Here is a 24474-nt window from a genome sequence, read left to right on the forward strand (position 1 = left end):
AGTCGTTTACGCTTTTCGCAACTGGCTCGCGGGACTACACGGTTGGCATGCCACGCAAGATCGACCTTGAAGCGCTCTGCCAGGAAAAGGGCCTGCGCATCACCGAACAGCGCCGGGTTATTGCCCGCGTCCTTTCCGAGGCCGACGACCATCCCGACGTGGAAAAGGTGTACGAGCGCGCGTCCGCGATCGATCCCGGCATTTCGATTGCGACCGTCTATCGCACGGTCCGCCTGTTCGAAGAGGCCGGCATTCTTGACCGCCACGATTTCGGCGATGGCCGCGCCCGCTACGAACCGTCTCCCGAGGCTCATCACGATCACCTGATCGATGTTGAAACGGGCAAGGTTATCGAATTCGTGGATCCGGAGCTGGAACTTCTGCAAAAGCAAATCGCCGAGCGGCTTGGCTTCCGCCTCGTCGATCACCGGATGGAGCTCTACGGCGTCAGCCTTAACCGCAAGGACTGATCAAACGACGTTTCCATGAACTAGCCCGGAACACGCAAGGGCATGATGAAGGGGCTGGCGGAAAGGCGCAGCCCCTTTCTTGTTTCAGGATGCTTGGAACACGCCGCAGGCGATACGGCCGCCGCTGTTACCCGAAGGATCGGTCTTCAAATCGTCTTGTCCTGCATGGATGACGAAGGCGGCGCCGTCTGTGTCGAGCAGCCCAGCCATGGTTGCGCCCGGAACAGTTGCAGCCACGGTGCCGCGCCCACCGGAATCGATGATCAGGTTCGGGATGTCTCCTTGATGCGGGCCCTGGGGGTTCATGGAACCATGCTTCATGTTTGTCGGGTTCCAGTGCCCGCCCGCGGTCTCGAAACCAGGCGCATCACAGCGGCCGGTCGTGTGGATATGTGCGCCGTGAGTACCAGCAGGCAGATCCCGCACGTCCACTGTGACCCGCAATCCGCCGGACACCTCTGTGGCCGTAGCCCTGCCGACCTCCGCCCCAGCCGACGTGCGCAAAGCTGCCACGGCGGTGGCGCCACCGGCAACCGGGGCGCCCGTTTCCAGCCTGTCCTCGTTGCAGGCCCCCAGCGCGAGCGCACAGGCCCCAAGACCAGCAGCCATCGTCAAGCGAATCATGTACGTCTCCCGTTTCGTAGACGAAACGGCAACATGGATCACTGGTTCCCGGTCAAGCGGGCTTCGCCATCATCAAAGCGGCACGAACGGTACGACAGACGACATCATCGTGTTGGTTCAGCCCGACATGTTCAAAGGTGACGATCCCCTGCCCCGGTCGGGACGAGGATGGACGGAGCGCCTTCACTTCCGTTTCTACCCGGATCGTGTCCCCAGCAAAGACCGGCTTCGGAAAGACGGTTTCGCTCATGCCTAGGTTCGCTACCGTGGTTCCAAAGGTGGTGTCCTGCACGCTCAGTCCGATCACGAGGCCCAGCGTGAACAGGGAGTTCACCAGCGGCTTTCCGAACTCGGTGGTCGCGGCATAGGCGTGGTCGATGTGCAGCGCTGCCGGGTTATAGGTGAGCGCGGAGAACAGCATGTTGTCCGCTTCGATCACCGTTCGGCGGATCTCATGAACGAAGCGCTGCCCGACCGAGAATTCTTCAAACCAAAGCCCAGCCATCAGTTGCGCCCCCGGCCAATCAGATCAACCAAACGGCGGCACTGCGCATGCTGACGCGCGATGCCCGTGACGAGCAGCAGGTTTAGCAAGGTGATCTCCACGAGAAAGAACCAGAGGGGGCTTCCCGCGAGCATGCTGAGCCCCAGAATAATGGTCCGGGGGTTCGCGCCGAGCATGCCGGGGAGCGACAGGAAAGAAGGCCCCGCCTCTCGGGCCAGGCGGGCAATCCGCTGCCGCTCCGTCGGATCGACTTCGGCGCTCGCCACCAGCGCGTTGATGCGGGAGGTTGCCCCTACCAGCACAGCCGACGCCGCCAGATAGATCCGGCCCAAGGCGCCGCCGATGCCGGCAGGGCGCGCTCGATTGTGCTGGAGCCATGGCACCCCATAGGCCCACCATTGGTAGCTGCGGCGAGAGCTTTCGGCGAAAACCGACTGGGCAATTCGCGAGGCGCCTGCCGCAACGGCAAGCACCCAGGCCGCGCCGCCGAGCGTATCGTCCAACGTGCTGCCGAGCAGCAGATACAAGGCAACGTGACCGCCGTAATCGCACAGGCCGTCCACCACTTCGCCATTTGCACTGGCGCGCCCGGTCAAGCGCGCCAGATCGCCGTCAGCGCCATCGACGACGTGCCATAGCAGGTGAATGGCAAACCCGGTGAGAATGGCCCCTGCCGTGCCAACCTTCGCGTACAGCACGCCCGCAGCGATCACCATCACGGCACCGAATACGGACACCATGTTGGGCGTCACCCGCGTCGGAACCAGCGCGTTGGCCAGCCGGCGGGCAGCAGGATGATAGACGGTGCGATTCAGAAAGCCTTGCAGCTCGCGCGGCTTTCCGGTCACTGTTGGTCGCACTTCCATCGTCGTCACGTTTCGCGTCCCCTTGCTTCGGCCCCTAGCATCCACACGGGTCGCTTGACAGAAGTCTCGCATCTGTCACCACGCTGCAAATCAATTGTCATGGCCAGGGCTTATCTCTGGCACTTTGGGGTTCTACAGAATGGCGACGATCAAGGTGGCGGTTATCGGGATCGGCAACTGCGCATCCAGCCTGGTACAAGGCAAATATCATTATGCCGCCAGCAACACCGCGCACGGCCTGATCCACGAGGAGATCGGCGGCTACCGCGTGTCGGACCTGGAGTTCGTGGCTGCATTCGACGTCGACTCCCGCAAGGTGGGTCTTGATCTCGGCAAGGCAATTTTCGCCAAGCCCAACTGCACCAAGGTGTTCCACGCAGACGTTCCCGACACCGGCACGATCGTGAAGATGGGCGTGCGGCTGGACGGCGTTGCAGCCCACATGCTGACGGCTGCGAACGATCGTGGGTTTGAAATGGACGATACGCGCGACGCGACCAAGGCGGAGATCGTTCAGGCACTGAAGGATTCGGGCGCTGAAATCCTGGTGAACTTCCTGCCGGTCGGCAGCCAGGAGGCGACGGAATTCTACATGGAGTGCGCCCTTGAGGCGCGCGTGGGCGTCGTCAACTGCATGCCGGTGTTCATCGCCAGCCGCCCGGAATGGGAAAAGAAGTTCGCGGATGCCGGCCTGCCGATCATCGGCGATGACGTAAAGGCTCAGGTCGGCGCGACGATCGTCCATCGCGTTCTGTCTAACCTGTTCAACCAGCGCGGCGTGACGATCGATCACACCTATCAGTTGAACACTGGCGGCAACACCGACTTCATGAACATGCTCGATCGCAATCGCTTGTCGAGCAAGAAGGAGTCGAAGACCGAGGCGGTGCAGGCCGTGCTCTCCGAGCGCCTTGCGGATGAAAACATCCACGTCGGTCCGTCAGACTACATTCCGTGGCTGCACGACAACAAGCTGTGCTTCCTTCGCCTTGAAGGCAATCTATTCGGCGATGTGCCGATGAACCTTGAACTTCGCCTGTCGGTGGAGGACAGCCCCAATTCGGCAGCCGTCGTCGTGGACGCCATCCGCTGCGTGAAGCTGGGCCTTGAGCGCGGGCTCGCAGGCGCGCTCACGGGTCCGTCGGCATTTTTCTGCAAGCACCCGCCTGAGCAGTTCACCGATGATGTCGCTTCACAAATGACTGACGACTTCATCCACGCGGACTCGCGGCTCGCCGCAGAGTAAGCAAGGGCGCATTTGCCTTGAAAGCATTGATCGTCGCAGCCGGCTTCGGCAGCCGGCTGCGCGAAGTCTCACCCTCCAAGCCTCTTACCAATGTCGCGGGAACGCCGATGATCGCACGGGTCATCGCTGAGGCGCGCGCCGGAGGCGCAACCAGCTTTGTCGTGGTGACCGGGCACGAAGGGCAACGGCTAACCGCCTATCTTCAGGGCCTCGACCCCGCGATCACGTGCGTCCCAACTGCTGACTGGAACCTCCCGAACGGCCATTCCGTGCTGACCGGCGCCGACGTGATCGGTCCGGAACGACACCTTCTGATGATGGCGGATCACCTCTTCGATCCATCGATCGTTGCCCGCGTCATCGCTGGGCCGCCAGCGCCGCTGACGCTGGCGGTCGATCGCCGGCTCGATAACCCGCTAGTCGACCTGGACGATGTCACCCGCGTTCGCACGAATGGCGACCGCATCGTCGCTATCGGCAAGCATCTTGCAGAATATGATGCGTTCGACTGCGGCGTCTTCGCCGTGGACGGCGGCTTCCACGCCGCGCTCCGTCAAGTCATCGCGGCCGGTGGATCGGGCTCAATTTCCGCCGGAGTGGAGGCGCTTGGCGCTGACGGCCGAGCGGTCGCCGTGGACATTGGCGATGCTTGGTGGCTGGACGTCGACGACGCGCGTGCCCTCGCTCAGGCGGAGGCGGCCATGCGGGCGCAGCCCGCGCCTACAGGCACCGCGCTTCCCGCCTGAAAACTGATCGCAAGAGCAACCTGCGCTCACGTCGCCTGTTCTCCCGGACAGAGCGAGGAGCATCACATCATGTCCGAACCCGAGATCTACCGCGCGTTGAAGGCGGATCACGACAAGCAGCGGTCGATGCTGAAGCAGTTGAGCGAGCTGAACGGCGATACGGAAAAACGCCGCGCGCTGTTCGAGCAGTTCCGCTTGGAGTTGCAGAGTCATGCCGCCGCCGAGGAGGAGTCGCTTTACGCGGTGATGCTCGCCAACCCGGAGCTACGGGACGACGCACGCCACTCCGTGTCGGAGCACAAAGAGGTGGACGATCTTCTGGGCGAGATGATCGATCTGCCATTCGGGTCGAAGGAGTGGGAGGAGCACTTCTCCCACATACGGCACCGCTACGAACATCACATCGATGAGGAAGAGGAAGAGATGTTCCCGGCCGCGGACCAGGAACTGGACGACGCGACCGAGAAGAAGATGGCCGCTACCTACGAGGAGCGGAAGCCTGTGGAACTAGAGATCGCACGCGACAACCCGCCCGGCAGCGACGAGCGCGACTAAGCGCTCGTCCGTCCGCGATGCATCTCATCACCCTCCCGCAGCCTGACGATTTCGAGGCATGGCGTGATGCAGCGCGCGGCCTGATCGGGGCCAGCGTGCCTCCAGATGACGTTGTGTGGCAGGTCGGCAGCCAACCCGGCGACTTGTTCGCGGCCACGGCCGCGGTTCCGCCCCTTCACGATCCGGTGGATGCCGGCTTCAAGGTGCCGCGCGCGTTCCTTGATCTGGCTCGAAACGCCATCCTCCACCGCGATCCCGAGCGGTTCGCGCTCCTCTATACGCTGCTGGCGCGACTGCGCCGGGAACCGGGATTGATCGAAGATCACGCTGACCCTTTGGTTCGTCGCCTCGACGGCTTCGCCAAACACGTGCGTCGCGACATCCACAAGATGCGTGCGTTCCTGCGATTTCGGGAAGTGCCCGAGGATGACGGGAGCCGTTACGTCGCGTGGTTCGAGCCCGAGCATCATATCGTTCGCGCCAATGCTGCCTTTTTCGTCAATCGCTTCGCCAGCATGCGCTGGTCCATCCTAACTCCCGAAGTTGCGCTGCACTGGGATGGTGCCGCGCTCCGCGAAGGTCCAGGCGCGACCAAGGCGGACACGCCTGACGGTGACCCGACAGAGGAAGTCTGGAAGACCTATTATGCGTCCATCTTCAATCCCGCCCGCGTGAAGGTCGGCGCGATGCTGAAGGAGATGCCTCGCAAATACTGGAAAAACATGCCGGAAACGGCGTTGGTGCCTGAATTGCTGGCGACGGCGCAGGCACGGGAGAGCGGGATGATCGCGAAGGCACGCGGCGCGCCAGGCGGCAACAGCGAGATCGCCTGGGAAGCATTGCGGGAAGAGGCGATGAGCTGCACCCGCTGCCACCTCTACAAGCACGCAACGCAAACCGTGTTCGGCGAAGGTCCGGTTTCCGCCAGCATCATGTTCGTCGGCGAGCAGCCCGGCGATCAGGAGGATCTCGCCGGCCACCCGTTCGTCGGCCCGGCGGGACAGCTCTTTGATCGCGCGCTTGGCGAGGCCGGCATCGACCGAGCGCAAACCTATGTCACCAACGCGGTTAAACACTTCAAGTTCGAGCCGCGCGGCAAGCGGCGGATCCATGCGAAGCCCGACGGTGGCGAGATCGAAGCATGCCGCTGGTGGATTGAGCAGGAGCAGATGCTTGTCCGACCGAAGGTAACGGTGGCGCTGGGAGCCACGGCGGCACGATCGCTGTTCGGAAAGGTGATGACGATCAGCCGGGAACGCGGCCGGGCCCAGCGGCTACCTGGAGACGGCGGAGAGGCCTGGATCACCGTACATCCCAGTTACCTCCTGCGGCTTCCGGATGAAGCTGCACGGACGAGCGAGTTTACCAGGTTCGTCGAGGATCTTCGCCTTGCAAAGGCTGCCGCGGCCTGAGCGGGAGCGTGGCGCCGCTGCTATGCCAACTGACCCCCCCAAGACGGCGGGCCGACTCGCGCTGCAGGGGCGATCCACGATTGACCGCCCGCCCCTCGTCCCGTCAGAGCGGTCGCCATGTTCGAGAAGATCATCGCCGCCCTCGCTATCTTCACCGTCGGGGTCATCCGCGCTGGCGGCTATTGGGGCATCGTTCTCCTGATGGGGATCGAGAGTGCGTGTATTCCGCTGCCCTCCGAAATCATCATGCCGTTTGCTGGCTATCTCGTCTCCACGGGCGAGATGAACCTCTTCCTCGCGGCGACGGCGGGCGCGCTTGGCTGCAACTTGGGTTCCATCGTCGCCTATGAGATCGGAAAGCGCGGCGGCCGGCCACTGGCAGAGCGTTGGGGCAGATACGTGCTGGTGGGCCCGGGCGAGCTCGACATGGCGGACCGTTTCTTCAATCGCTGGGGCGCAGCCGCGATCCTGATCGGTCGTATGCTACCGATCATCCGCACCTTCATCGCCTTTCCAGCGGGTGTTGCGCGAATGAAGCTGCTCCCCTTCCATGTCTATACGTTCCTGGGATCCTGGCCGTTTTGTTACCTGCTCGCTTGGATCGGGGCTCAACTCGGCGAGTCGTGGAACAATGATCCGCGATTGAAGGCGTTCTTCCACCAGGCGGATCTTGCCATTGGCCTCGTGCTCGTGGCCGGTGGCGCCTTCTATCTGTGGCACAAGATCCACGGTCTCAGGAAGCGCACCTGAGGCCGCCTGTCGCCGCGACTCAGGACAATGGCGACTTCCACGCGTTGCCGATCAACGCAGGCCCAGCAGCTTGTGGGTCTGTAGCGAAAGGCGCCAGCGCGGGCGCTCCATCACCAGAGCCATGGCCGCCTCCTGATTGTCGGCTGCCTTGGCATCGTCCAAAGGCTGGATCAGGAAGTGCTCGAATTGCCAGCTTTCCATGGCTGCAACGTCGCTGCCAGGCTGAGGCCAGACCAGCTTCAACTCGTTGCCGGAGCGCTGCACCGTTTCGCTGCCGGCCTTCGGACTGATGCATACCCAGTCGATCCCGGGATGAACCAACAAAGTGCCGTTGCTTTCAATCGCGATAAAGAATCCGGCCGAATGCAGCGCGTTGATCAGTGGGTCATCCACCTGAAGCATCGGCTCTCCGCCGGTAAGCACAACGAAGCGGTCGGCTTCGCCACCGCTCCACATCTCCACCACGGCGTCGGACAGGGCCTGCGCATCTGCAAAGCGCCCGCCTCCCAGCCCATCCATGCCAACGAAGTCTGTATCGCAGAAGCGGCAGATCGCACTTGCCCGATCCTGTTCGCGGCCTGACCATAGGTTACAACCGGCGAACCGTACGAACACCGCCCGCCGCCCAGCCTGCACGCCCTCTCCCTGGAGCGTGAGGAACATCTCCTTCACGGCGTAGCTCATGTCAGGGCGCCGGCGGAGTTACGGCATAGATCGTCGGATCAATGACACCCGCATCGTCAAAGCCCTTGTGACGGAGGCGGCAGCTGTCACACAATCCACAGTGTGTGCCGGCGGGTGTCGGATCATAGCACGACCAACTAAGTCCCAGATCCAGGGCGAGCCGTGTTCCCTCCCGAACGATATCCGCCTTGGTCATGTGCTGAAGCGGCGCATGGATACGGAAGGCTTCACCTTCCACCCCTGCCTTGGTCGCGAGTTCGGCAAGCCGTTCGAAGCCAGCGATGAACTCGGGCCGGCAATCGGGATAGCCGGAATAATCAAGGGCATTGACGCCGATGAAGAGCGATCTTGCGCCGGCAGCCTCTGCCCAGGCGAGCGCCAAGCTGAGGAACACCGTGTTTCGGGCCGGCACATAGGTGATCGGGATTCCGGCGCCGACACCATCCTTGGGTACTTCGATGTCCGCCGTCAGTGCGGACCCGCCGAACGCGGAGAGATCGATCGGCAATATGACGTGCCGAACCGCGCCTAAAGCGCTGGCGATCCGCCGTGCCGCTGCCAGCTCAACCTGATGCCGCTGGTTGTAGTCGATCGAAAGCGCGAAGATCCTGTGCCCGGATTCGCGCGCAAGCGCAGCCGAGATCATCGAGTCGAGGCCGCCCGATACGAGGACGACGGCGGAAGGCTGATCGCTGGACATGATCGCGCGCCCGCTAGGCGCATCGGACGACGGATGCAAGAAATTGCCCAAAAGAAAAAAGGCCGCCCGGGCAAGCGGACGGCCAAGTAGCCCTGGCAAGAGGGCAATAACTAGGGAGAGAAGTGCTCGGCTAGAAGCACGAGCTCGGTGATAGCGCCGAAAGGTAAAGAACGCGTCAACGATCCGCGGTTGAGCGACGCAAGGTTCACGTGAATGCCCTTCGCACGACCCACACCGCCACGCACATTGTAGCTTCCCGCACCGTCACGGCAGCGGTCCGATGAGGCGGCGACACTCCGACAGCGACCCGCCAAGGCTACAACCAAAGGTCCGTGATGTCGGGGCCGCCGATCTCACTGGTCTCCAGCGCCCGCGCAGTCGCGACGGCTTGACCACAGCCCATCTCAAGGAGCCGCGAGTTCGTTCGAGATCATAGCAGGCGGTGACCGCGATGGCACGACGGCGAACGTTAGCGTGGCCGTCCGGCGACCTGCCGCCACAAGCCGATAAGCAGCTCTGAAGGCGCCAGCTAGCGGATGACTACCGTCGTGCGAGCGACACCCCGCCGAGGCTATCAAGTCCACGCTGCGCAACTGTACGCGAGGACGCGACACCGCCGTCCGGCAAAACCATCTCTACCGGCGCAGTATTTAATGCCGACCGATAAAGGTTCGCGGCCTCTGCCAAGCGCCCCGTCCGAGCATAAACGGTAGCAAGGTTGATCATCAGTTCTGGTCGACGCGGAAAGATGCGGCGCTCCACAACCAACCGCTCTTCCGCCTTCTGATAATCACCAGCAGAGATAGCCAAGAAGCCGGTACGATCACTCGCCAACGACGGCGTAGCAAGCCCGGCCGCCAGTGCCAGAAAAAGCATGGTCCGCATCACCCATCTCCCACATGACAATAACGCTACGTTGACGTTACGCTTTTGTGACAGCGGTATGTCATGCGCACGGTGTTGTTGCAACCATCCACCAACGCGGCCGAACCTCTGGATCCGGGCTCATCTGTCCACGTGAGCTAGACAGGACAAAAAAAGGGCGACCCTTTCGGGCCGCCCGTTACACGTTTGATCGCTGACGATCAGAATTCGCGGTAATATTGCTCGTTGCCGATGAAGCCGAGCTTCGTCACGTTCGAACGACGGATCACCGCAAGCGTCTGGTCGACCACATCGTAGCGGACCTGCGGGTCGGGCTGGAAGTGCAGCTCCGGCTCCGGGTTCATGGCTGCCGCCACGTCCAGGTACTGGCGCAGGCGAACCGCGTCCACCGGCGCGCCATTCCAGCTGGTCGTGCCATCCACCGAAATCGTGATCTTGTTCTTCTGCGGATCAACCGGCGACTTCTGCGCATTCGGGTCATTGACCGGCAGGTCGACCTTCACCGCATGGGTCTGGATCGGAATGGTGATGATGAACATGATGAGGAGAACGAGCATGACGTCGATCAACGGCGTCGTGTTCATCTCCATCATCGGCTCGCCATCGTCCTTGCCGCCACTCATTGCCATATCGATTACTCCTGGTGGCTTGCTTACAGACGCTCGGTGTTCGAGCCCGGCGGCGGTTCGGAAATAAAGCCGACACGCGCGAAGCCTGCCATCTGCATGTTGTAAATCGCGCCTGCCACACACTTCCACGGCACATTCACGTCACCGCGCACATGCGCTTCCGGCAGTTCGAGGCCAGGGGCGTTCGGGCCGCCCTGACGATCGATCTCGGCGCGCAGCTTGGCCACGGCGCGATCGAGGAGCTCCTCGTGCGTCACCGGCGTCATGCCCCAATAGACAGCGCAGGCGCCGTCCGGCTTGGTCGTGATCGAGAGGGAAACGTTCTCGGGCTTGGTGGTGGTCGGGTCGAAGCGTACGCTCGGCAGCTTCACCGGAACCGTTTGGATCACGACCGGCACCGCGATCAGGAAGATGATGAGGAGCACCAGCATGACGTCCACGAGAGGCGTCGTGTTGATGTCCGACATCGGGGTTTCTGCGGCGGAGTCTCCACCAACGCTCATCGCCATAAGTCAGGCTATCCTATGTCTTCGTTCCCGCCGGTGATCCGGCCGGGAAAGGTCGCGGGGCCACCATCTGGCGTCCCCGCTTTCCCCATTACGAGCGGGTCTGCACGCCACCGGCCTGACCGGCCGTGGTGGTTGCAGCAGCCGGCTTAGCTGCCGCCGGCTTCGCTGCACCGGCAACGGTCGGACGAACCGCACCGTTGGAGGCGAGGTAGCCGAGCACGTCGTTCGAGAAGGCCGACAGGTCTTCCGCAATCGACTTGTTGCGACGCTGCAGCCAGTTGTAACCGAGCACCGCCGGAACGGCGACGGCAAGACCGAGCGCGGTCATGATGAGCGCTTCACCGACCGGACCAGCGACCGCGTCGATCGACGCCTGGCCAGCTGCACCGATCTTGATGAGCGCGCGGTAGATGCCGATAACCGTACCGAACAGGCCGATGAACGGCGCCGTCGCACCCACGGTCGCGAGGAACGCGAGGCCGGTGCCCAGCTTCGAGTTGATCATTGCTTCCGAACGAGCGAGCGAGCCGTGCAGCCAGTCATGCGCTTCGACCGGATCGGTCAGCTTCGAGTGCTGCTCCTGAGCCTGCAGGCCGTCGTCGACGATCTGCTTGTAGGCCGAGTTCTTCTCCAGCTTCGCCGAACCTTCGCGCAGCGAGTTCGTCTGCCAGAACGAGCCGCGGATGCGCTTCGCCTGGTTGATGATCTTCTGCTGCTCGAAGAGCTTGGTGAACATGATGTAGAACGAGACAACCGACATCAGCACGAGGATGCCGAAGGTGCTCTGGGCAATGATGCCGCCCTGCTCGAGCGCGGCTGCCAGGCCGTACGGGTTGTCGCCGCCGTGGGCGGCCGGGCCGGCGGCCGCGGCGAGGATGGTGGTGATCATTCGATTAGTTTCCCTCTGAAAAGCGCGATTCTGTTAAGCCTGGATCAGTCCCGGGGCAGCTTCCACACGACGCGGCGCGTCTGAGTGGTCGCGATCGGGTTGCCCGCTGCGTCCGTTGCCGGCGTGTACCGGGCCCGGCGCTGCAACGCACGGCATGCTGCCTGGTCAAGGGCGTTGGAGCCACTCGACTCGGTAGTGACGCAGTTCTCCACCCTACCCTGGGCGTTGATTGTCCACTTGATCACGGTCGTGCCTTCTTCCTCGGCACGGATCGAGCTCGGCGGATAATCGTCGGTCGTGATCCAGTCCGCAGGATTGCCCTTGGCACCCGCAGCCTTGCTGACGACCGGCGGGGCCGGCGGAGCAGGAGGCGGAGGCGCAGGAGGCGCAACCGGCGTCGGCACATAAACCGGCGGCGGCGTAGGCACAGTGGCGATCGTCACCGGAGCCGACGGCGCAGACACGATAGGCGGCGGCGCCACAACGGGCGGCGGCGTCATCGGAACGTCAGGCGGCGGTGGTGGCGGCTCGTCCGGCGGCGGGGGCGGTGGTTCCTCAACGTCGAACGTATTCAGCTTCTCCGACACCTTTTTCACGTACTGGAACGCGAGGCCGGTGACGAAGGCGTAGCCGAGAGCAGCATGGATGAGCGCCACGATCACGATCGCGACAACCTTGCTCCCGCTCATCTTCTGGTCAGAGTAGGCCATTCAGCAAAAGCACTCCCTAATCCCTATGGCCCGAAGGGGCCGGGCGGCCTGCCGCGGCCCCCGCATAGGCGGAGTGGGCGTGCCGGTCCGTTCGGCAAGGGCTAAACGGAACCCTTGCACAGCGCGACTCCTAACTTGCGCCTTAACGACACGCAAACGCTTTGTCGGACGCAACAAACGTACAATCGCCCTAAAAGAGATTTATTTCTGTATCAGCAGAGGCTGATCGGATAACCGAAAGGCATGCCCTTTCGTACAATTCGTAACTCCGCGATGGCGATCGCGCTTCTCGCCATCACTCCGGCCTGCATCAACGCCGAACAGGCGGATTTGCCAGCAACAGTGATCGCGTCAGCGCCCTCCTATGTTGAGATAGCGGATCTTGTGATCGCTGCACCGCTGGTTGTGGACGCAACCATCGCCAGCACCACTCGGATCAAGGGAGCGGAAGCCGCAAACGTGCCGGCCGGGTTCGTGCGCTATTATGTTGAGGCTGATGTCATGGCGCTGATCCGCGGTCCGGGCGCCATTCCACCGCGCATCGGCTACATCCTCGACGCGCCACTCGGTCCGGACGGCCGGCAGCCTCGTTACAAGAAGTCACGCGTGCTGCTCTTCGCGCGCACCGTCGGCGGCAGCGCTGGCCAAGTGCAATTGATCGGCCCACAGGCGCAGCAGGCGTGGACGCATGAACTAGACGCACTCACCCGCCGCATTGCGGGCGAGGTACTTGCGGCCGATGCGCCACCGGTCGTGACCGGGGTCGGCAACGCCTTTCACGTGCCGGGTTCCCTTCCGGGCGAAGGGGAAACGCAAGTGTTCCTGACCACCAGGGACAATCGCCCGGTATCGCTGAACATCCTGCGGCGACCCGGCGAGCAGCCACGGTGGGCAGTCGCCCTTTCCGAGATCGTGGACGACTCCGCCGGTCCCCCGAAGCGCGACACGCTATTGTGGTATCGCCTCGCCTGCAGCCTCCCGCGCCAGCTGCCGTCCCGCAGCACCCAGGCCCTGGAGCCGGCAGATGCGGCCGTAGCCCAGGAGGATTATCGTTTCGTTCTCGAGCAATTGGGCCGGTGCGAACGAACGCCGCCTGCCGGCGCGTAAGCCGCCGGCCGGACGGATCGGGCTTCAGCGGCGATGCCGAACCAGCGTGATGCCGATCGATTCGCCTTCTTCAGCGATGGCCAGCTTGACGATCTTCACCTTGACTCGACGCACCCGCTGATCCTGCAGGAACAATGTCTCAGCGATGTAATCCGCCACCCCTTCGATCAACGTGAAGTGCACGCCGGGCGGCAGCGCGGACGTCGCGGCATGTTTCAGATCGAGGTAGTTCTTCGAAACCGACAGCGGCGTGTCGGGCGCAAAGTGGGCGGGCGCATCGAGCAGAACCGTCAGCGAAATACGCAGCGGCTGCGGCAGGTGCGTTTCCTCGGAGTAAACGCCGGTCAGCACCAGCACTTCGAGGTCGTGCACTTCGAGTTCAAGCATGTCTTCCACGCCGCGCGCTTAGCCGCACATCGACGTCGGCGCCATGCCACTTGCGTTACAACTGCGACTCGGTAGAGCGCCCCACCCCATTGGTCGGGGCGGGAGACGTCGGTGATCGAACTGCTCGGGCTTGAACGGGTGGAAAACAGCGCAGTCGAAGAGCTACTGGATCGAGCATTCGGTGCTGATCGGCATGGTCGGACTGCCTATCGCCTGCGTGAAGGTGTTCCTGCTCTCACCGGGCCTAGCTTGGCGGCGGTCGAAAACGGCGCATTGTTGGGCACGATTCAGCTGTGGCCGGTGCTGTTCAGCGGCGACGACGGCCGCCGTGTTCCGCTGGTGCTCGTCGGCCCGGTCGCGGTTGTCCCTGAACGTCAACGGGACGGGATTGGGCGCCAATTGGTCGCCGGCGCATTGGCGCGAGTAACCGATGCGCCGCTCATGCTGATCGGCGACCCAGAATATTATGGCCGCTTTTTCGGCTTCAGCGCGGCGAGCACTGCAGGTTGGCGACTGCCCGGGCCGGTCGAGCGCCGCCGACTGCTCGCGCGCGGTGAGGGCGTCCCGGATGGACAGGGTTTGATCGGCCCTCGCCATCCATTGATCGCCTGATCCTTTACGCAGCCGCCGCCCTTCCCTACGTCGGGGACATGCCGATGGCGCCTGCACCCGACTTCGAAACGCTGACGATTGCCGACATTGCGCGCCTCTCCGAGGCGGACCGCCTGCCCCCGGTCCATCGCTGGAATCCCGATCATTGCGGTCATAGCGACATGCGCATCAGCCGCGATGGCACCTGGTACCATCAGGGGTCGCCCATTGGCCGCCTGGCCATGGTTCGCGCCTTCAGCCGAATTCTCCGGCGCGAACCTGACGGTGGCTATGTGCTCGTCACGCCGGTCGAGAAGCTCGACATTGATGTCGAGGATGCGCCCTTCGTGGCTGTTGAGTTGAAGGCAGAAGGCGAAGGACGGGAGGCCAATTTGGCATTTCGCCTGAACACCGGCGAGCTGGTGACGGCGTCCGCGGAACACCCGCTTCGCTTCGTCGAACACGAGGATGGACCGCATCCTTACGTGCACGTGCGCGGTGGGCTGGAGGCGCTGATCGCTCGCTCGGTCTATTATGAGCTCGCGGAGCGGGCGTTGGCCGGTGAGGACGAAACGCCAGGCGTATGGAGCGCCGGCACCTTCTTTCCGATCGCGTCGTGACCTCGCTGGTGGACCGGCTGGGCCGGGCGCTGACCGAGGGAATGGCACAGCAGACGATCCTCCTGGACAGCGATCATGGTGACGTGGCGCTTGCTACTGGGGGCACCCTGACGCCCGCTGCGGTTCTGGTTCCCGTGACGGACCGGCCCCGTCCGGGCGTGATCCTTACGCAACGAACCGAAACCCTTCGACGCCATGCCGGACAGGTGGCGTTCCCAGGCGGGCGCCTCGACCCCGGCGAGGACGCCGTAACTGCTGCATTGCGCGAGGCGGACGAAGAGATCGCGCTTCCCCCGTCGCTGGTCACCGTGGTGGGAGAGGCAGATCGCTATCAGACCGTAACTGGCTATACCGTCACCCCGGTGGTGGCTGTTGTTCCGCCGGATCTGACGTTCCGCCCGTCCGAGGCGGAGGTCGCGAGCGTGTTCGAGGTGCCGCTCGATTTTCTGCTGGACACTGCCAATCATGTCGAGGCGCGGACGCAGTGGGAAGGTCGCGAACGCCGTTATTACGAGATCATGTGGGATGATCGGCGGATCTGGGGTGCCACGGCAGCGATGATCGTGAACCTTGCGCGGCGGCTGCGGTGGAGCGCATGATCCTGCCAGCCGCATCCTGGCGGACCCATCCTGGGCTGGACGCACTCGCCGCCGCGCTCGGCGCGTCGGAGGGCGCGGCGCGTTATGTTGGCGGCGCGGTGCGGGACACGCTACTCGAACTCCCGGTCGCGGACATCGACATCGCCACCCGTCACACGCCCGCCGAGGTGATCGCTAGGCTCAAGGCGGCCGGGATCAAGGCCATCCCGACCGGCATCGCTCACGGCACCATCACCGCAGTATCCGCCGGCACCGTTGTGGAGGTCACGACTCTACGACGGGATGTCACGACCGATGGGCGCCACGCGCAGGTGGCGTTTACCGACGATTGGGAAGCCGACGCAGCACGGCGGGACTTTACGATGAACGCCCTCTACGCCGATCCGATCACCGGCGAGCTGTTCGACTGGTTCGGTGGGCTAGAGGATCTTCATGGGCGCCGCGTACGGTTCATCGGAGACCCCTACCGGCGGATCGCCGAGGATCACTTGCGCATCCTGCGGTTCTTCCGCTTCCATGCCCGTTTCGGCGACGCGCCTGATGCGGCAGGGCTGGACGCGTGCACTGATCGTGCGAACGACCTGATGGCCCTGTCGCGCGAACGGATCGCCGCGGAACTGCTCAAGCTGCTGGTCGCCAAGGGAGCGGTGCCGGTCGTCTCCCTGATGGTCGAGCGCGGCATCTTTCGTCCGGTGCTGCCCGAAATCGCCGATGTGCCGGCGCTGACAGCGTTGGCGGAGGCCGAGGCGAGCGCAGGGTTGCCTCCCGACGCAATCCGCCGGCTGGCCGCCCTGATCCCGGCTGATAGCGCGGAGGCGGTCGGGGCTAGGCTTCGACTATCGAACGCCGATCGCAAGCGGCTGATCGCGGCGCATGATGGGGTTGGCACCGAGGGTGCCCGGGCGCTCGCGTATCGAGTCGGTCCAGTCATCGCTCTCGATCGCCTTCTGCTTGCCGGGGCGCCCGTCGACGAGCTTCTCCATTGGTCGCCCCCTCGCCTTCCAATTGGCGGCGGCGATCTGGTGGCGCGCGGCATCGCACGTGGCCCAGAGGTTGCCCGTGCGCTTCGGGAGATCGAGACCCGCTGGATCGCTGAGGGTTTCCCGAACGCAATGCGGACGGCGGAGATCGCGGATCTCGTTACCGGTCAGCTACTGGACGCCACTAGCAACTCATAGGCTTGCTCGGCCGGCAGTGGCCGAGAAAAGTGATACCCCTGCCCGTAGGTACAGCCCAGGGCGGAAAGTGTCTGCGCCACGGCCGAAGTCTCGATTCCCTCGGCCACGGTCGCCATGCCCAGCGCGGTGGCGAGGCTAAGCACCGCGCGCACAATGGCGATCTTGTCACGATCCGCCATCATGCCGGTAACGAAGCTCCGGTCGATCTTCAGCGTGTCGATCGGCAGCTGCTGAAGATAAGCGAGATTTGAATAGCCCGTGCCGAAATCGTCCATGGCGATGGTTGCGCCGGTCGCCTTCAGCGCGCGCAGGATCTCCGCATTGCCATCGGGATCGGCAATCAACGCGCTTTCCGTCAGCTCCAGCTTCAGGCGGCTGCCAGCCAGCCCGTGCGCAGCAAGCGCCCCGGTCACCAGCGGCGGGATGCGATCGCGTTGCAACTGGATCGGGGAGACGTTCACCGCCATCTGCACGTCGAGCTTTCCTCCCGAGCGTGAGTCCCAAGCCGCCAGCGTGCGGAGCGCCTGGTCGATCACCCACCGACCCAGCGGCACGATAAGGCCGGATTCCTCTGCCACAGGTATGAAATCGGCCGGTGCGATCTCGCTGCCATCCTCTGCCGTCCAGCGCGCCAGCGCTTCGAACGCGACAATGCGGCCGGTCGCGAGATCACAGATCGGCTGATAGTGAAGCTGCAACTGCTCCGCCTCAATCGCACGGCGCAGGGCGGTTTCCATGCCGAACCGCTCCCGCGCGCGATCCAGCGCCCGGGTGTCATACGCCTCCGCCTGTCCCGTCTCCTTGGACCGCCGCACCGCAAACTGGGCGTTGCGGATCACGTCCTCGGCGTCGTCGGTCTCTTCCGCACCAAAGGCGATCCCGATCGCGCAAGTGATTCGAATCTCGAAGTCGCTGAGGCGCACGGGGGTGGAGAGCAGCTTTTGAATGCGCCGGGCGACCCGGCTAGCCTCAGCACGATCGCCGCCCGTTTCAAGGAGCACGCTGAACTCGTCCCCCCCGATCCGACCCAGCACGTCGCCCCCGCGCAACGAACCCTTGATGCGCCGCGCGACCGTGATCAGCATCTCGTCGCCCGCCATGCTGCCGAGACAGGAATTCACCCGGCCAAAACGGTCGAGGTCAATCACCAGCACGGCATAGTTCGTCAGGCCGGTCCCGATCCGCGCTTCCAGCAAATCTCCGAAGCCGGCGCGGTTCGGCAAACCCGTCAGGCTATCGGTGCTCATCTCCCGCCGCAGGCTTGCTTCGGTCCGCATGCCTCGGGTCTGGTCGACAAGCGTGACCAGGCACCGAGGCGAATGTCCGTTATCGATCCGGGCGAAGGTCACGTCGAACCAGCGCTGCTCCACGGTGTCACCCGTACGCCAGCCACGCTGCTCACGCGGGCTGTCGCCGTTCAGAAAAGTGACCAGTGCGTCGCCGAGATCTCGGGTCAGGGCGCAATGGATCGGTTCCGTCCCAAGCCCCAGACGCCGGAACGCCACATTGGACAGGGTAATTTGAAGCCCGGTCGGCCCAAGCGCCACCACGGCTGCGGCGATCGGCAGCAGATCCATCGCCACCTCGGCCGCATTCCTGTCGAACGCAGGCGCGGGCGGCTCTTCAACGATCTTCAGCGCAGCAAAAAACGGCATCACGCTGCACCTAGCGGTGCCTCGTTAACTTTCATTGAATTCGGAATGGCGGTCAGGCGAAGCGATTGTTCCGGGGAAATCCGGTCGGCGGCATCCTGCCCGCTGCTCCGCGCGCCGCGCGCCATGGCGAGACGTCTGCCTCGGTCCGTGTGCGTCCCGTATCACCTCCCATGGGCCAGCTGATCCCCTCCGAATAGCGGAAGGTGATTGCATCACTAAGGCCGCCATCGCGATATCGCTGCAACTGCGCGCCTTGCCCCCGCGTCATTTCCGGCAGTTCGCTCAGCGGAAATACCACCATCTTCCGATTGTCGCCAATCGCGGCGACATAATCGTCCTCGGCAGCGACCGGGCGAACGAGCGCCAACTTCGCACCAGGGCGCGGCGTTACAACCGTCTTGCCCTTTCGGGTCTCCGCCAGCACCTCATTCACCGGCACGACGAAGCCGCGTCCGTCGCTGGCCGCAACCAGCAACTTGCCGTCACGTTCGGCGCGAAGCAGCCGTACGATGCCAAGCCCGCCATCAAGATCGATGGTAGCACGCACCGGCTCACCAAAGCCGCGCCCCCCCGGCAATTTGTCCGCCGCCAGTGTGTAGAACCGGCCATTTTCCGCGGCGAGCAGCAGCTTGTCGGTCGTCTGCGCATGGAAGGCGAAGGCAGGTCCATCCCCTTCCTTGAACTTTAGCGTCTCGGCGGAGGCCAGCTCGACATGCCCCTTCATCGCGCGGATCCAGCCCCGCTGGGACAGGATCACGGTGATCGGCTCGCGTTCGATCATCGCTTCCAGCGGGATCTCGCGCGCCGGCGCGGCTTCCTCGATCGTCGTGCGCCGCTTGCCGAGTGTCGTCTCCGGGCCATAGCGGTCGCGAACCCTCTCGAGATCCTTCTTCATCCGCGTGCGCTGCCGCGCGTCCGATCCCAGCAGCAGCTGCAGGCTCGCTTGCTCCTTCTCCAGGGCCGCCTGCTCACGCTTCAGCTCCATCTCTTCCAATCGGCGCAAGCTACGCAGCCGCATGTTGAGGATCGCCTCGGCCTGACGGTCGGTCAGCGCGAACTCCGACATCATCACGGCCTTGGGCTCGTCCTCCGTACGGATGATCTCGATCACGCGGTCCAGGTTGAGGAAGGCCGTGATGTAACCCGCAACTAGCTCCAGCCGGTCCGCGATCTTGCCCAGCCGGTGCTCGGTGCGCCGGCGAAGCACGATAAATTGGTGCTCGACCCAGGCCGACAATGCCTCAGCGAGGCTCATCACCCGGGGCGTACGACGTGCATCCAGCACGTTTAGGTTCAACGGCACCCGCGTCTCGAGATCGGACATGCGGTAAAGCCCGTCCATCAGCACCTGCGGGTCGACGGTCCGACTCCGGGGCTCCAGCACCAGGCGAATTTCCGCGTCTGATTCATCGCGAACGTCCGCCAGAATCGGCAGTTTCTTGTCGTTCACCAGGCCAGCGATCTGCTCGATCAGCTTGCCCTTTTGCACGCCATACGGAATCTCACTGACGACGATCTGCCAGCCGCCGCCCTTTTCCTTCTCCACCGTCCAGCGGCAGCGGACGCGGAAGGCGCCGCGCCCGGTGGCATAGGCCTCACGGATGATCGCCGGCGGATCAACCAGCAGGCCGCCGGTGGGGAAGTCCGGCCCCTGAACGAACGCCAGCGGATCAGCGGCAGGATCGTCGATCAGCGCGATTGCCGCGTCGAGAAGCTCCGCCGCATTGTGAGGCGGAATACTTGTCGCCATGCCCACCGCGATACCGCTAGCGCCGTTGGCAAGAAGGTTGGGGAACAGGCCCGGAAACAGCTCCGGTTCCTGCTCCTCGCCATTGTAGGTGGGGCGGAAACCGACGGCATCCTCGTCGAGCCCGTCCATCAGGTCGATGGCGACCTGCGTCAGCCGGGCTTCGGTATAGCGGTAGGCGGCGGCGTTATCGCCATCGATGTTGCCGAAATTGCCCTGCCCGTCGACCAGCGGATATCGCAGGGCGAAATCCTGCGCGAGGCGCACCATGGCGTCATAGACCGACTGATCGCCATGGGGATGGTACTTGCCGATCACGTCGCCAACGACGCGGGCGCACTTCTTGTATCCCTGCGTGGGATCCAGCCGCAGCAGCCGCATTGCCCACAGCAAACGGCGGTGAACGGGCTTCAGACCGTCGCGAACATCCGGCAGCGAGCGCGCGGTGATCGTGGACAGCGCATAAACGAGATACCGTTCCGACAGCGCTGAATCGAACGGTGCATCGAGCACGCCCACGGGCGGATTGTCGGGTGGCAGCACGGTCGCGTCGGTCGGCATGGCCCGCCTGCTAGCAGGATGCGCCCTTGTTCCACAACCGTTCCGCTTACCCCTGTCCTACATTCGCGCCGCATGCCACACCCCGAAAATGACCTTGCACCGCCACGCCGCCGCAGCCGCGTCCTCGCCTCGATCCGCTCGTCCGTTGTCGGGAACTCGAACCTCGCGGTTGTCTCAACTTTCTCAACATTCGCGCTGGATCCTGCTTGCCTGTGCCCTGCTGTCGGCGCCATGTTCCGCCACCATGTCCTTCGCCGAACCCGCAACAACCCGCTTCAAGCCTCTGACTTGGGATGATCTTTCCAGCCGGCCCCGCCCTACACCGGACGCAACGATCACTTATGGTGACGATCACATGCAGAAGGTCGATGTGTGGGTCCCGGCCGGGTCCGGCGCCCATCCGGTCGTGCTCATGGTTCATGGCGGCTGTTGGCAGACCTCGATCGCCGATCGAAAGATCATGGACTGGATCGCAGGCGACCTTCGAGCAGATGGCATCGCGGTCTGGAACATCGACTATCGCGGCGTAGACCGCGCCGGCGGGGGCTATCCCGGCACCTTCCTAGATGTTGCGAAAGCTGCCGATCAACTCGCGGTACATGCGGCACATTTCCGGCTCGACACGCGCCGCGTCGTAGCCGTTGGCCATTCGGCTGGCGGACACCTCGCGCTTTGGTTGGCGGCTCGGCGCAGGTTACCGACTGGCAGCCCGCTTCACACCACCGATCCACTGGCACTCAGCGAAGTGATAAGCCTTGGCGGGCTGCCCGACCTGGAGGCAACCGCCAGGAGCCCTGACAATGGCTGCGGCATCGCGGTGGTCGAAAAGCTTGTCGGGTCAGGACGCGCAGACCCTTATGCCGATACGTCCGTGCCCCGGCTCTTTCCCCTCGGCATGCCGCAAACGCTGGTCAATGGACGAGAGGACCGCATTATCCCTTATCGAATGGCCACGGATTACGTTGAGCGCGCACGGGCTGCCGGGGATCAGGTGGATCTCGTCACGGTACCTGCCACGGGTCATGTGGAGCTGGTCACGCCTGGCACCGACGCTTGGCTGCGAACCAAACAGCTGATCCGCACCGCGCTGAAGCTTTCGCAACAGTGAGCGTGCCCGGGAAGAATGCTCGCGTGATTGCACCGCAGCGACCCTTCCCTTATACGGCTCGCCATTCCCGCCCCGGCCGCGCCGCTATCCGTCGCGTTCGCCGGGGCTGTCCATTTCAGGGGTGATGCAATGGCGCGGCGCCGGCAGATCTACGAAGGCAAGGCGAAGATCCTCTATGAGGGGCCTGAGCCCGGCACCTTGATTCAGTATTTCAAGGACGACGCAACTGCTTTCAACGCCCAGAAAAAGGGTACGATCAACGGCAAGGGCGTCCTGAACAATCGCATTTCGGAGCATATCTTCACGCTCCTCGGCAATATCGGCGTTCCGACTCACTTCATTCGCCGGCTGAACATGCGCGAGCAGTTGATCCGGCAGGTGGAAATAGTCCCCATCGAAGTGATCGTGCGGAACGTGGCCGCGGGATCCCTCAGCAAGCGTCTTGGCATTGAGGAAGGTACGCAGCTGCCGCGAACAATCCTTGAGTATTGCTACAAGGACGACGCGCTCGGCGACCCGATGATCTCGGACGAACATATCGCCGCCTTCGGCTGGGCTAGTCAGGACGAGATGCACGACATCGCTGACCTGGCGATCCGGGTGAACGACTTCCTGTCAGGCTTGTTCGCCGGCATCGGCATCCGCTTGGTCGACTTCAAGCTCGAGTTCGGGCGCATCTGGGACAATGACTACGGCCGGATCATCCTGGCTGACGAGATTAGCCCGGACGGCTGCCGGCTTTGGGACATGACCACTAACGAGAAGCTCGACAAGGATCGCTTCCGCCGTGATCTGGGCGGCGAAGTTGAGGCATATCAAGAGGTTGCACGCCGTCTTGGCCTGCTGCCCGAAGGTGGCGAGACGGCGATCCTCGACATGGCCGAGCATCGGGAACGTCGCGGAAAATAATGGCAGATCCGCTTGCGGCTTCGCCGCCTCACGCGCGAGGAGGTTGCGATCCGTGGGCGGTTGGAATAGCGGGCACCTCATGAAGCTGCGCATCTACGTAACGCTAAAGCCCGGTGTCCTCGACCCCCAGGGCAAGGCGATCGAACACGCCCTGTCCGGCCTCGGCTTCACCGGCGTTGAAGGCGCCCGCGTCGGCAAGCTCATCGAGCTCGACGTTGCTGACTCGACGGACGATGCACAGATCGACGCCATGTGCCGCCAGCTGCTGGCGAACACGGTGATCGAGAACTACCGGATCGAACGCGCATGAAATCCGCGGTCGTTGTCTTCCCCGGCTCCAACTGCGATCGTGATCTCGCCGTGGCGCTGGAGGAAGTCACCGGCAAGAAGCCGGACATGGTGTGGCATGGCGACACGGAACTTCCCGATGGCGTGGGTTTGATCGCGGTCCCCGGGGGGTTTTCCTACGGCGATTACCTGCGCTCGGGCGCCATGGCAGCCCGTTCTCCCATCATGCGGGCGGTGGCGGACAAGGCGGCTGCCGGCGTTCCGGTCCTAGGCGTGTGCAACGGCTTTCAGATCCTCACCGAATCAGGCCTGCTCCCTGGCGCACTCATGCGCAATTCGGGGCTCAACTTCGTGTGTCGGGACGTCGCTCTGACGGTGGAAAATGCTCAGAGCACCTTCACGAGTCGTTACGCGGCCGGGGAAACGATCAAGATCCCAGTCGCTCACCACGACGGTAATTACGTCGCCGATCAGGAGACGCTCGACCGCCTAGAGGGCGAGGGCCGAGTCGCGTTTCGCTATGCCGAAGAGGTCAACGGTTCGGCCCGGCGGATTGCGGGCATCCTGAACGACGCTGGCAATGTGCTTGGCATGATGCCCCATCCGGAACGTCGGATCGAGGGCGCGCATGGCGGAACCGAAGGGCGCCGCCTGTTTGAGGGATTGCTAGATCTCGTCAGCTGATCGAGGGCGCGCGCGGGTCAGCGCGCCTACGGGATTGCTCACCAGAACGCGCTCCCGCCCTGAGCTCAGCATCTCGATCAAGATCTCTGAGCGACCGCCAATCAAACGCGAGTGCCAAACGGGTTGAAGTCCGTTCCCTCGTCGAAGACGTCCACGCCTTCCGCTCGCTTCAGAGATCCAACGACCACATAGGTGAACGGCGTCAGGAGCACCTCCCATGACACTTTCAGGACCCATTGAGTAAAGAGCACCGTCACTACGAGGCCGGTAGTCCACCCCTCCGCACCAAGAAACGCGAGCGGATAGAATATGAGGCTGTCGACTCCCTGCCCCGCGACGGTTGATCCGATGGTCCGCATCCACAGGTGCCGCCCGCCCGTCGCCACCTTCAGCCTGGCCAGAACATACGAATTGACGAACTCGCCCGCCCAGAATGCGCACATGCTGGCAAAAACGATTCTCGGCACCTGGCCGAACACCGCCTCATAGGCCTGTTGATTGGTCCAGTCCGGCGCCGGGGGCAGAGCAACGACCACCCAGGCCATCAACGCCATGAACACGGTCGCCGCGAAGCCGGCCCAGATCACGCGCCGCGCACGGGCATAGCCGTACACTTCGGTCAGCACGTCACCGATCACGTAACTGACCGGGAAAAACAGGATGCCCGCGCCGAACGGCCAGTATCCGACCCCAGGCAACCAGATCTGCGCGACCTTGCCAGCCCCGAGCACGTTGGAGAGCAAAAGCACTGCAACGAACGCCGCCATGACAAAGTCGTAGTATCGCAGGCTTTGCCCACGCAGCGTACGTGCCGAAACGCGGTTCGGTTTTGCCCCCTCGGTCATTCGAAGATCATGCCG

29 protein-coding genes are annotated in these 24474 nt (G+C 63.5%); 15 read left to right on the forward strand and 14 right to left on the reverse strand.

Translation table 11 applies throughout. The features are described 5' to 3' along the window. Positions 1 to 47 precede the first annotated feature (47 nt). Positions 48 to 470, forward strand: coding sequence for a Fur family transcriptional regulator (locus LQ954_RS07540; protein WP_046411805.1), 423 nt, complete (start codon positions 48 to 50; stop codon positions 468 to 470). 84 nt (positions 471 to 554) lie between these two features. Here LQ954_RS07540 and LQ954_RS07545 read toward each other — a convergent pair whose 3' ends face one another. From LQ954_RS07545 to LQ954_RS07555, 3 genes are read right to left on the reverse strand one after another with little or no spacing between them, the layout of a single operon-like run. Next, the gene (locus tag LQ954_RS07545) at positions 555 to 1094 is read right to left on the reverse strand and encodes a superoxide dismutase family protein (protein ID WP_227770062.1); all 540 of its coding nucleotides are present in this window, start codon (positions 1092 to 1094) and stop codon (positions 555 to 557) included. A 52-nt stretch (positions 1095 to 1146) separates the two neighbouring features. Then, positions 1147 to 1599 carry a MaoC family dehydratase gene (locus tag LQ954_RS07550; protein ID WP_227770061.1) on the reverse strand — a complete coding sequence of 151 codons (453 nt, stop codon included), beginning with the start codon at positions 1597 to 1599 and terminating at the stop codon, positions 1147 to 1149. After that, positions 1599 to 2465, reverse strand: a complete 867-nt coding sequence (locus LQ954_RS07555; RefSeq protein WP_227771025.1) for a CDP-alcohol phosphatidyltransferase family protein — start codon at positions 2463 to 2465, stop codon at positions 1599 to 1601. The genes LQ954_RS07550 and LQ954_RS07555 overlap by 1 nt, the downstream gene beginning before the upstream one ends. Before the next feature lie 139 nt (positions 2466 to 2604). Between LQ954_RS07555 and LQ954_RS07560 the strand changes: the two genes are divergently transcribed. The 5 genes from LQ954_RS07560 (at position 2605) to LQ954_RS07580 (ending at position 7174) form a co-directional block, all read left to right on the forward strand. After that, complete coding sequence (locus LQ954_RS07560) at positions 2605 to 3711, forward strand: inositol-3-phosphate synthase (RefSeq protein ID WP_227770060.1); 1107 nt, start codon at positions 2605 to 2607, stop codon at positions 3709 to 3711. 17 nt (positions 3712 to 3728) lie between these two features. Further along, entirely contained in the window at positions 3729 to 4457 is a 729-nt protein-coding gene (locus tag LQ954_RS07565; RefSeq protein ID WP_227770059.1) for a phosphocholine cytidylyltransferase family protein, read from the forward strand. A gap of 69 nt (positions 4458 to 4526) precedes the next feature. Continuing rightward, positions 4527 to 5012 (forward strand): hemerythrin domain-containing protein, encoded by a 486-nt coding sequence (locus tag LQ954_RS07570; RefSeq protein WP_227770058.1) that lies wholly within the window; start codon positions 4527 to 4529, stop codon positions 5010 to 5012. Between the two features lie 17 nt (positions 5013 to 5029). After that, a complete protein-coding gene (locus tag LQ954_RS07575) occupies positions 5030 to 6424 on the forward strand; it encodes a UdgX family uracil-DNA binding protein (RefSeq protein ID WP_231022529.1) in 1395 nt (464 codons plus the stop codon). Between the two features lie 117 nt (positions 6425 to 6541). Beyond that, positions 6542 to 7174: a DedA family protein gene (locus LQ954_RS07580; protein WP_231022530.1), complete on the forward strand. Its 633-nt coding sequence runs from the start codon at positions 6542 to 6544 to the stop codon at positions 7172 to 7174. Positions 7175 to 7225: 51 nt separating this feature from the next. Here the strand turns inward: LQ954_RS07580 and queE are convergent, their stop codons facing one another. From queE to LQ954_RS07615, 7 genes are all read right to left on the reverse strand, one after another. Next, positions 7226 to 7858 carry a 7-carboxy-7-deazaguanine synthase gene (gene queE, locus LQ954_RS07585; RefSeq protein WP_231022531.1) on the reverse strand — a complete coding sequence of 211 codons (633 nt, stop codon included), beginning with the start codon at positions 7856 to 7858 and terminating at the stop codon, positions 7226 to 7228. 1 nt (position 7859) lies between these two features. After that, positions 7860 to 8558, reverse strand: coding sequence for a 7-cyano-7-deazaguanine synthase QueC (gene queC / locus LQ954_RS07590; RefSeq protein WP_231022532.1), 699 nt, complete (start codon positions 8556 to 8558; stop codon positions 7860 to 7862). 540 nt (positions 8559 to 9098) lie between these two features. Continuing rightward, complete coding sequence (locus LQ954_RS07595; RefSeq protein ID WP_227770053.1) at positions 9099 to 9443, reverse strand: tetratricopeptide repeat protein; 345 nt, start codon at positions 9441 to 9443, stop codon at positions 9099 to 9101. A 200-nt stretch (positions 9444 to 9643) separates the two neighbouring features. Beyond that, positions 9644 to 10072, reverse strand: a complete 429-nt coding sequence (locus tag LQ954_RS07600; protein WP_231022533.1) for an ExbD/TolR family protein — start codon at positions 10070 to 10072, stop codon at positions 9644 to 9646. Positions 10073 to 10095: 23 nt separating this feature from the next. After that, positions 10096 to 10581 carry an ExbD/TolR family protein gene (locus tag LQ954_RS07605; RefSeq protein ID WP_227770051.1) on the reverse strand — a complete coding sequence of 162 codons (486 nt, stop codon included), beginning with the start codon at positions 10579 to 10581 and terminating at the stop codon, positions 10096 to 10098. Positions 10582 to 10669: 88 nt separating this feature from the next. Then, on the reverse strand, positions 10670 to 11470 hold the full coding sequence (locus LQ954_RS07610; RefSeq protein ID WP_227770050.1) for a MotA/TolQ/ExbB proton channel family protein: 801 nt from the start codon (positions 11468 to 11470) through the stop codon (positions 10670 to 10672). A gap of 44 nt (positions 11471 to 11514) precedes the next feature. Continuing rightward, complete coding sequence (locus LQ954_RS07615) at positions 11515 to 12180, reverse strand: energy transducer TonB (RefSeq protein ID WP_227770049.1); 666 nt, start codon at positions 12178 to 12180, stop codon at positions 11515 to 11517. A 243-nt stretch (positions 12181 to 12423) separates the two neighbouring features. Here LQ954_RS07615 and LQ954_RS07620 point away from each other — a divergent pair, with 243 nt between their 5' ends. Then, a complete protein-coding gene (locus LQ954_RS07620) occupies positions 12424 to 13287 on the forward strand; it encodes a hypothetical protein (protein WP_231022534.1) in 864 nt (287 codons plus the stop codon). A gap of 24 nt (positions 13288 to 13311) precedes the next feature. On the opposite strand, the gene LQ954_RS07625 is transcribed toward LQ954_RS07620, so the two are convergent. Then, positions 13312 to 13683: a dihydroneopterin aldolase gene (locus LQ954_RS07625; protein WP_231022535.1), complete on the reverse strand. Its 372-nt coding sequence runs from the start codon at positions 13681 to 13683 to the stop codon at positions 13312 to 13314. 102 nt (positions 13684 to 13785) lie between these two features. Here LQ954_RS07625 and LQ954_RS07630 point away from each other — a divergent pair, with 102 nt between their 5' ends. The 4 genes from LQ954_RS07630 to LQ954_RS07645 are packed head-to-tail and all read left to right on the forward strand — an operon-like array spanning position 13786 to position 16662. Then, entirely contained in the window at positions 13786 to 14286 is a 501-nt protein-coding gene (locus LQ954_RS07630) for a GNAT family N-acetyltransferase (RefSeq protein ID WP_231022536.1), read from the forward strand. 38 nt (positions 14287 to 14324) lie between these two features. After that, on the forward strand, positions 14325 to 14885 hold the full coding sequence (locus tag LQ954_RS07635; protein WP_231022537.1) for a DUF1285 domain-containing protein: 561 nt from the start codon (positions 14325 to 14327) through the stop codon (positions 14883 to 14885). Further along, a complete protein-coding gene (locus LQ954_RS07640; protein WP_227770044.1) occupies positions 14849 to 15484 on the forward strand; it encodes a CoA pyrophosphatase in 636 nt (211 codons plus the stop codon). Before LQ954_RS07635 ends, LQ954_RS07640 begins: the two co-directional genes overlap by 37 nt. Continuing rightward, complete coding sequence (locus LQ954_RS07645) at positions 15481 to 16662, forward strand: CCA tRNA nucleotidyltransferase (protein ID WP_269142139.1); 1182 nt, start codon at positions 15481 to 15483, stop codon at positions 16660 to 16662. Before LQ954_RS07640 ends, LQ954_RS07645 begins: the two co-directional genes overlap by 4 nt. On the opposite strand, the gene LQ954_RS07650 is transcribed toward LQ954_RS07645, so the two are convergent. Together LQ954_RS07650 and parC are read right to left on the reverse strand one after the other, a co-directional pair. Then, the gene (locus LQ954_RS07650) at positions 16632 to 18317 is read right to left on the reverse strand and encodes a putative bifunctional diguanylate cyclase/phosphodiesterase (RefSeq protein ID WP_227770042.1); all 1686 of its coding nucleotides are present in this window, start codon (positions 18315 to 18317) and stop codon (positions 16632 to 16634) included. The two genes, LQ954_RS07645 and LQ954_RS07650, sit on opposite strands and share 31 nt — an antisense overlap. Before the next feature lie 52 nt (positions 18318 to 18369). Continuing rightward, positions 18370 to 20625, reverse strand: a complete 2256-nt coding sequence (parC, locus tag LQ954_RS07655) for a DNA topoisomerase IV subunit A (RefSeq protein ID WP_231022540.1) — start codon at positions 20623 to 20625, stop codon at positions 18370 to 18372. A gap of 244 nt (positions 20626 to 20869) precedes the next feature. Between parC and LQ954_RS07660 the strand changes: the two genes are divergently transcribed. The 4 genes from LQ954_RS07660 (at position 20870) to purQ (ending at position 23614) form a co-directional block, all read left to right on the forward strand. Next, positions 20870 to 21733: an alpha/beta hydrolase family protein gene (locus LQ954_RS07660; RefSeq protein ID WP_231022541.1), complete on the forward strand. Its 864-nt coding sequence runs from the start codon at positions 20870 to 20872 to the stop codon at positions 21731 to 21733. A gap of 129 nt (positions 21734 to 21862) precedes the next feature. Next, positions 21863 to 22642, forward strand: a complete 780-nt coding sequence (purC, locus tag LQ954_RS07665; RefSeq protein WP_066778739.1) for a phosphoribosylaminoimidazolesuccinocarboxamide synthase — start codon at positions 21863 to 21865, stop codon at positions 22640 to 22642. 79 nt (positions 22643 to 22721) lie between these two features. Further along, a complete protein-coding gene (purS, locus tag LQ954_RS07670) occupies positions 22722 to 22952 on the forward strand; it encodes a phosphoribosylformylglycinamidine synthase subunit PurS (RefSeq protein ID WP_227770039.1) in 231 nt (76 codons plus the stop codon). Next, positions 22949 to 23614, forward strand: a complete 666-nt coding sequence (gene purQ / locus LQ954_RS07675; RefSeq protein ID WP_231022542.1) for a phosphoribosylformylglycinamidine synthase subunit PurQ — start codon at positions 22949 to 22951, stop codon at positions 23612 to 23614. The genes purS and purQ overlap by 4 nt, the downstream gene beginning before the upstream one ends. A 101-nt stretch (positions 23615 to 23715) precedes the next feature. Here the strand turns inward: purQ and LQ954_RS07680 are convergent, their stop codons facing one another. Further along, positions 23716 to 24459, reverse strand: coding sequence for a queuosine precursor transporter (locus tag LQ954_RS07680; RefSeq protein WP_231022543.1), 744 nt, complete (start codon positions 24457 to 24459; stop codon positions 23716 to 23718). Positions 24460 to 24474: the final 15 nt, after the last annotated feature.

This window comes from Sphingomonas sp. IC-11, from assembly GCF_021043365.1.
Taxonomy (GTDB): domain Bacteria; phylum Pseudomonadota; class Alphaproteobacteria; order Sphingomonadales; family Sphingomonadaceae; genus Sphingomonas.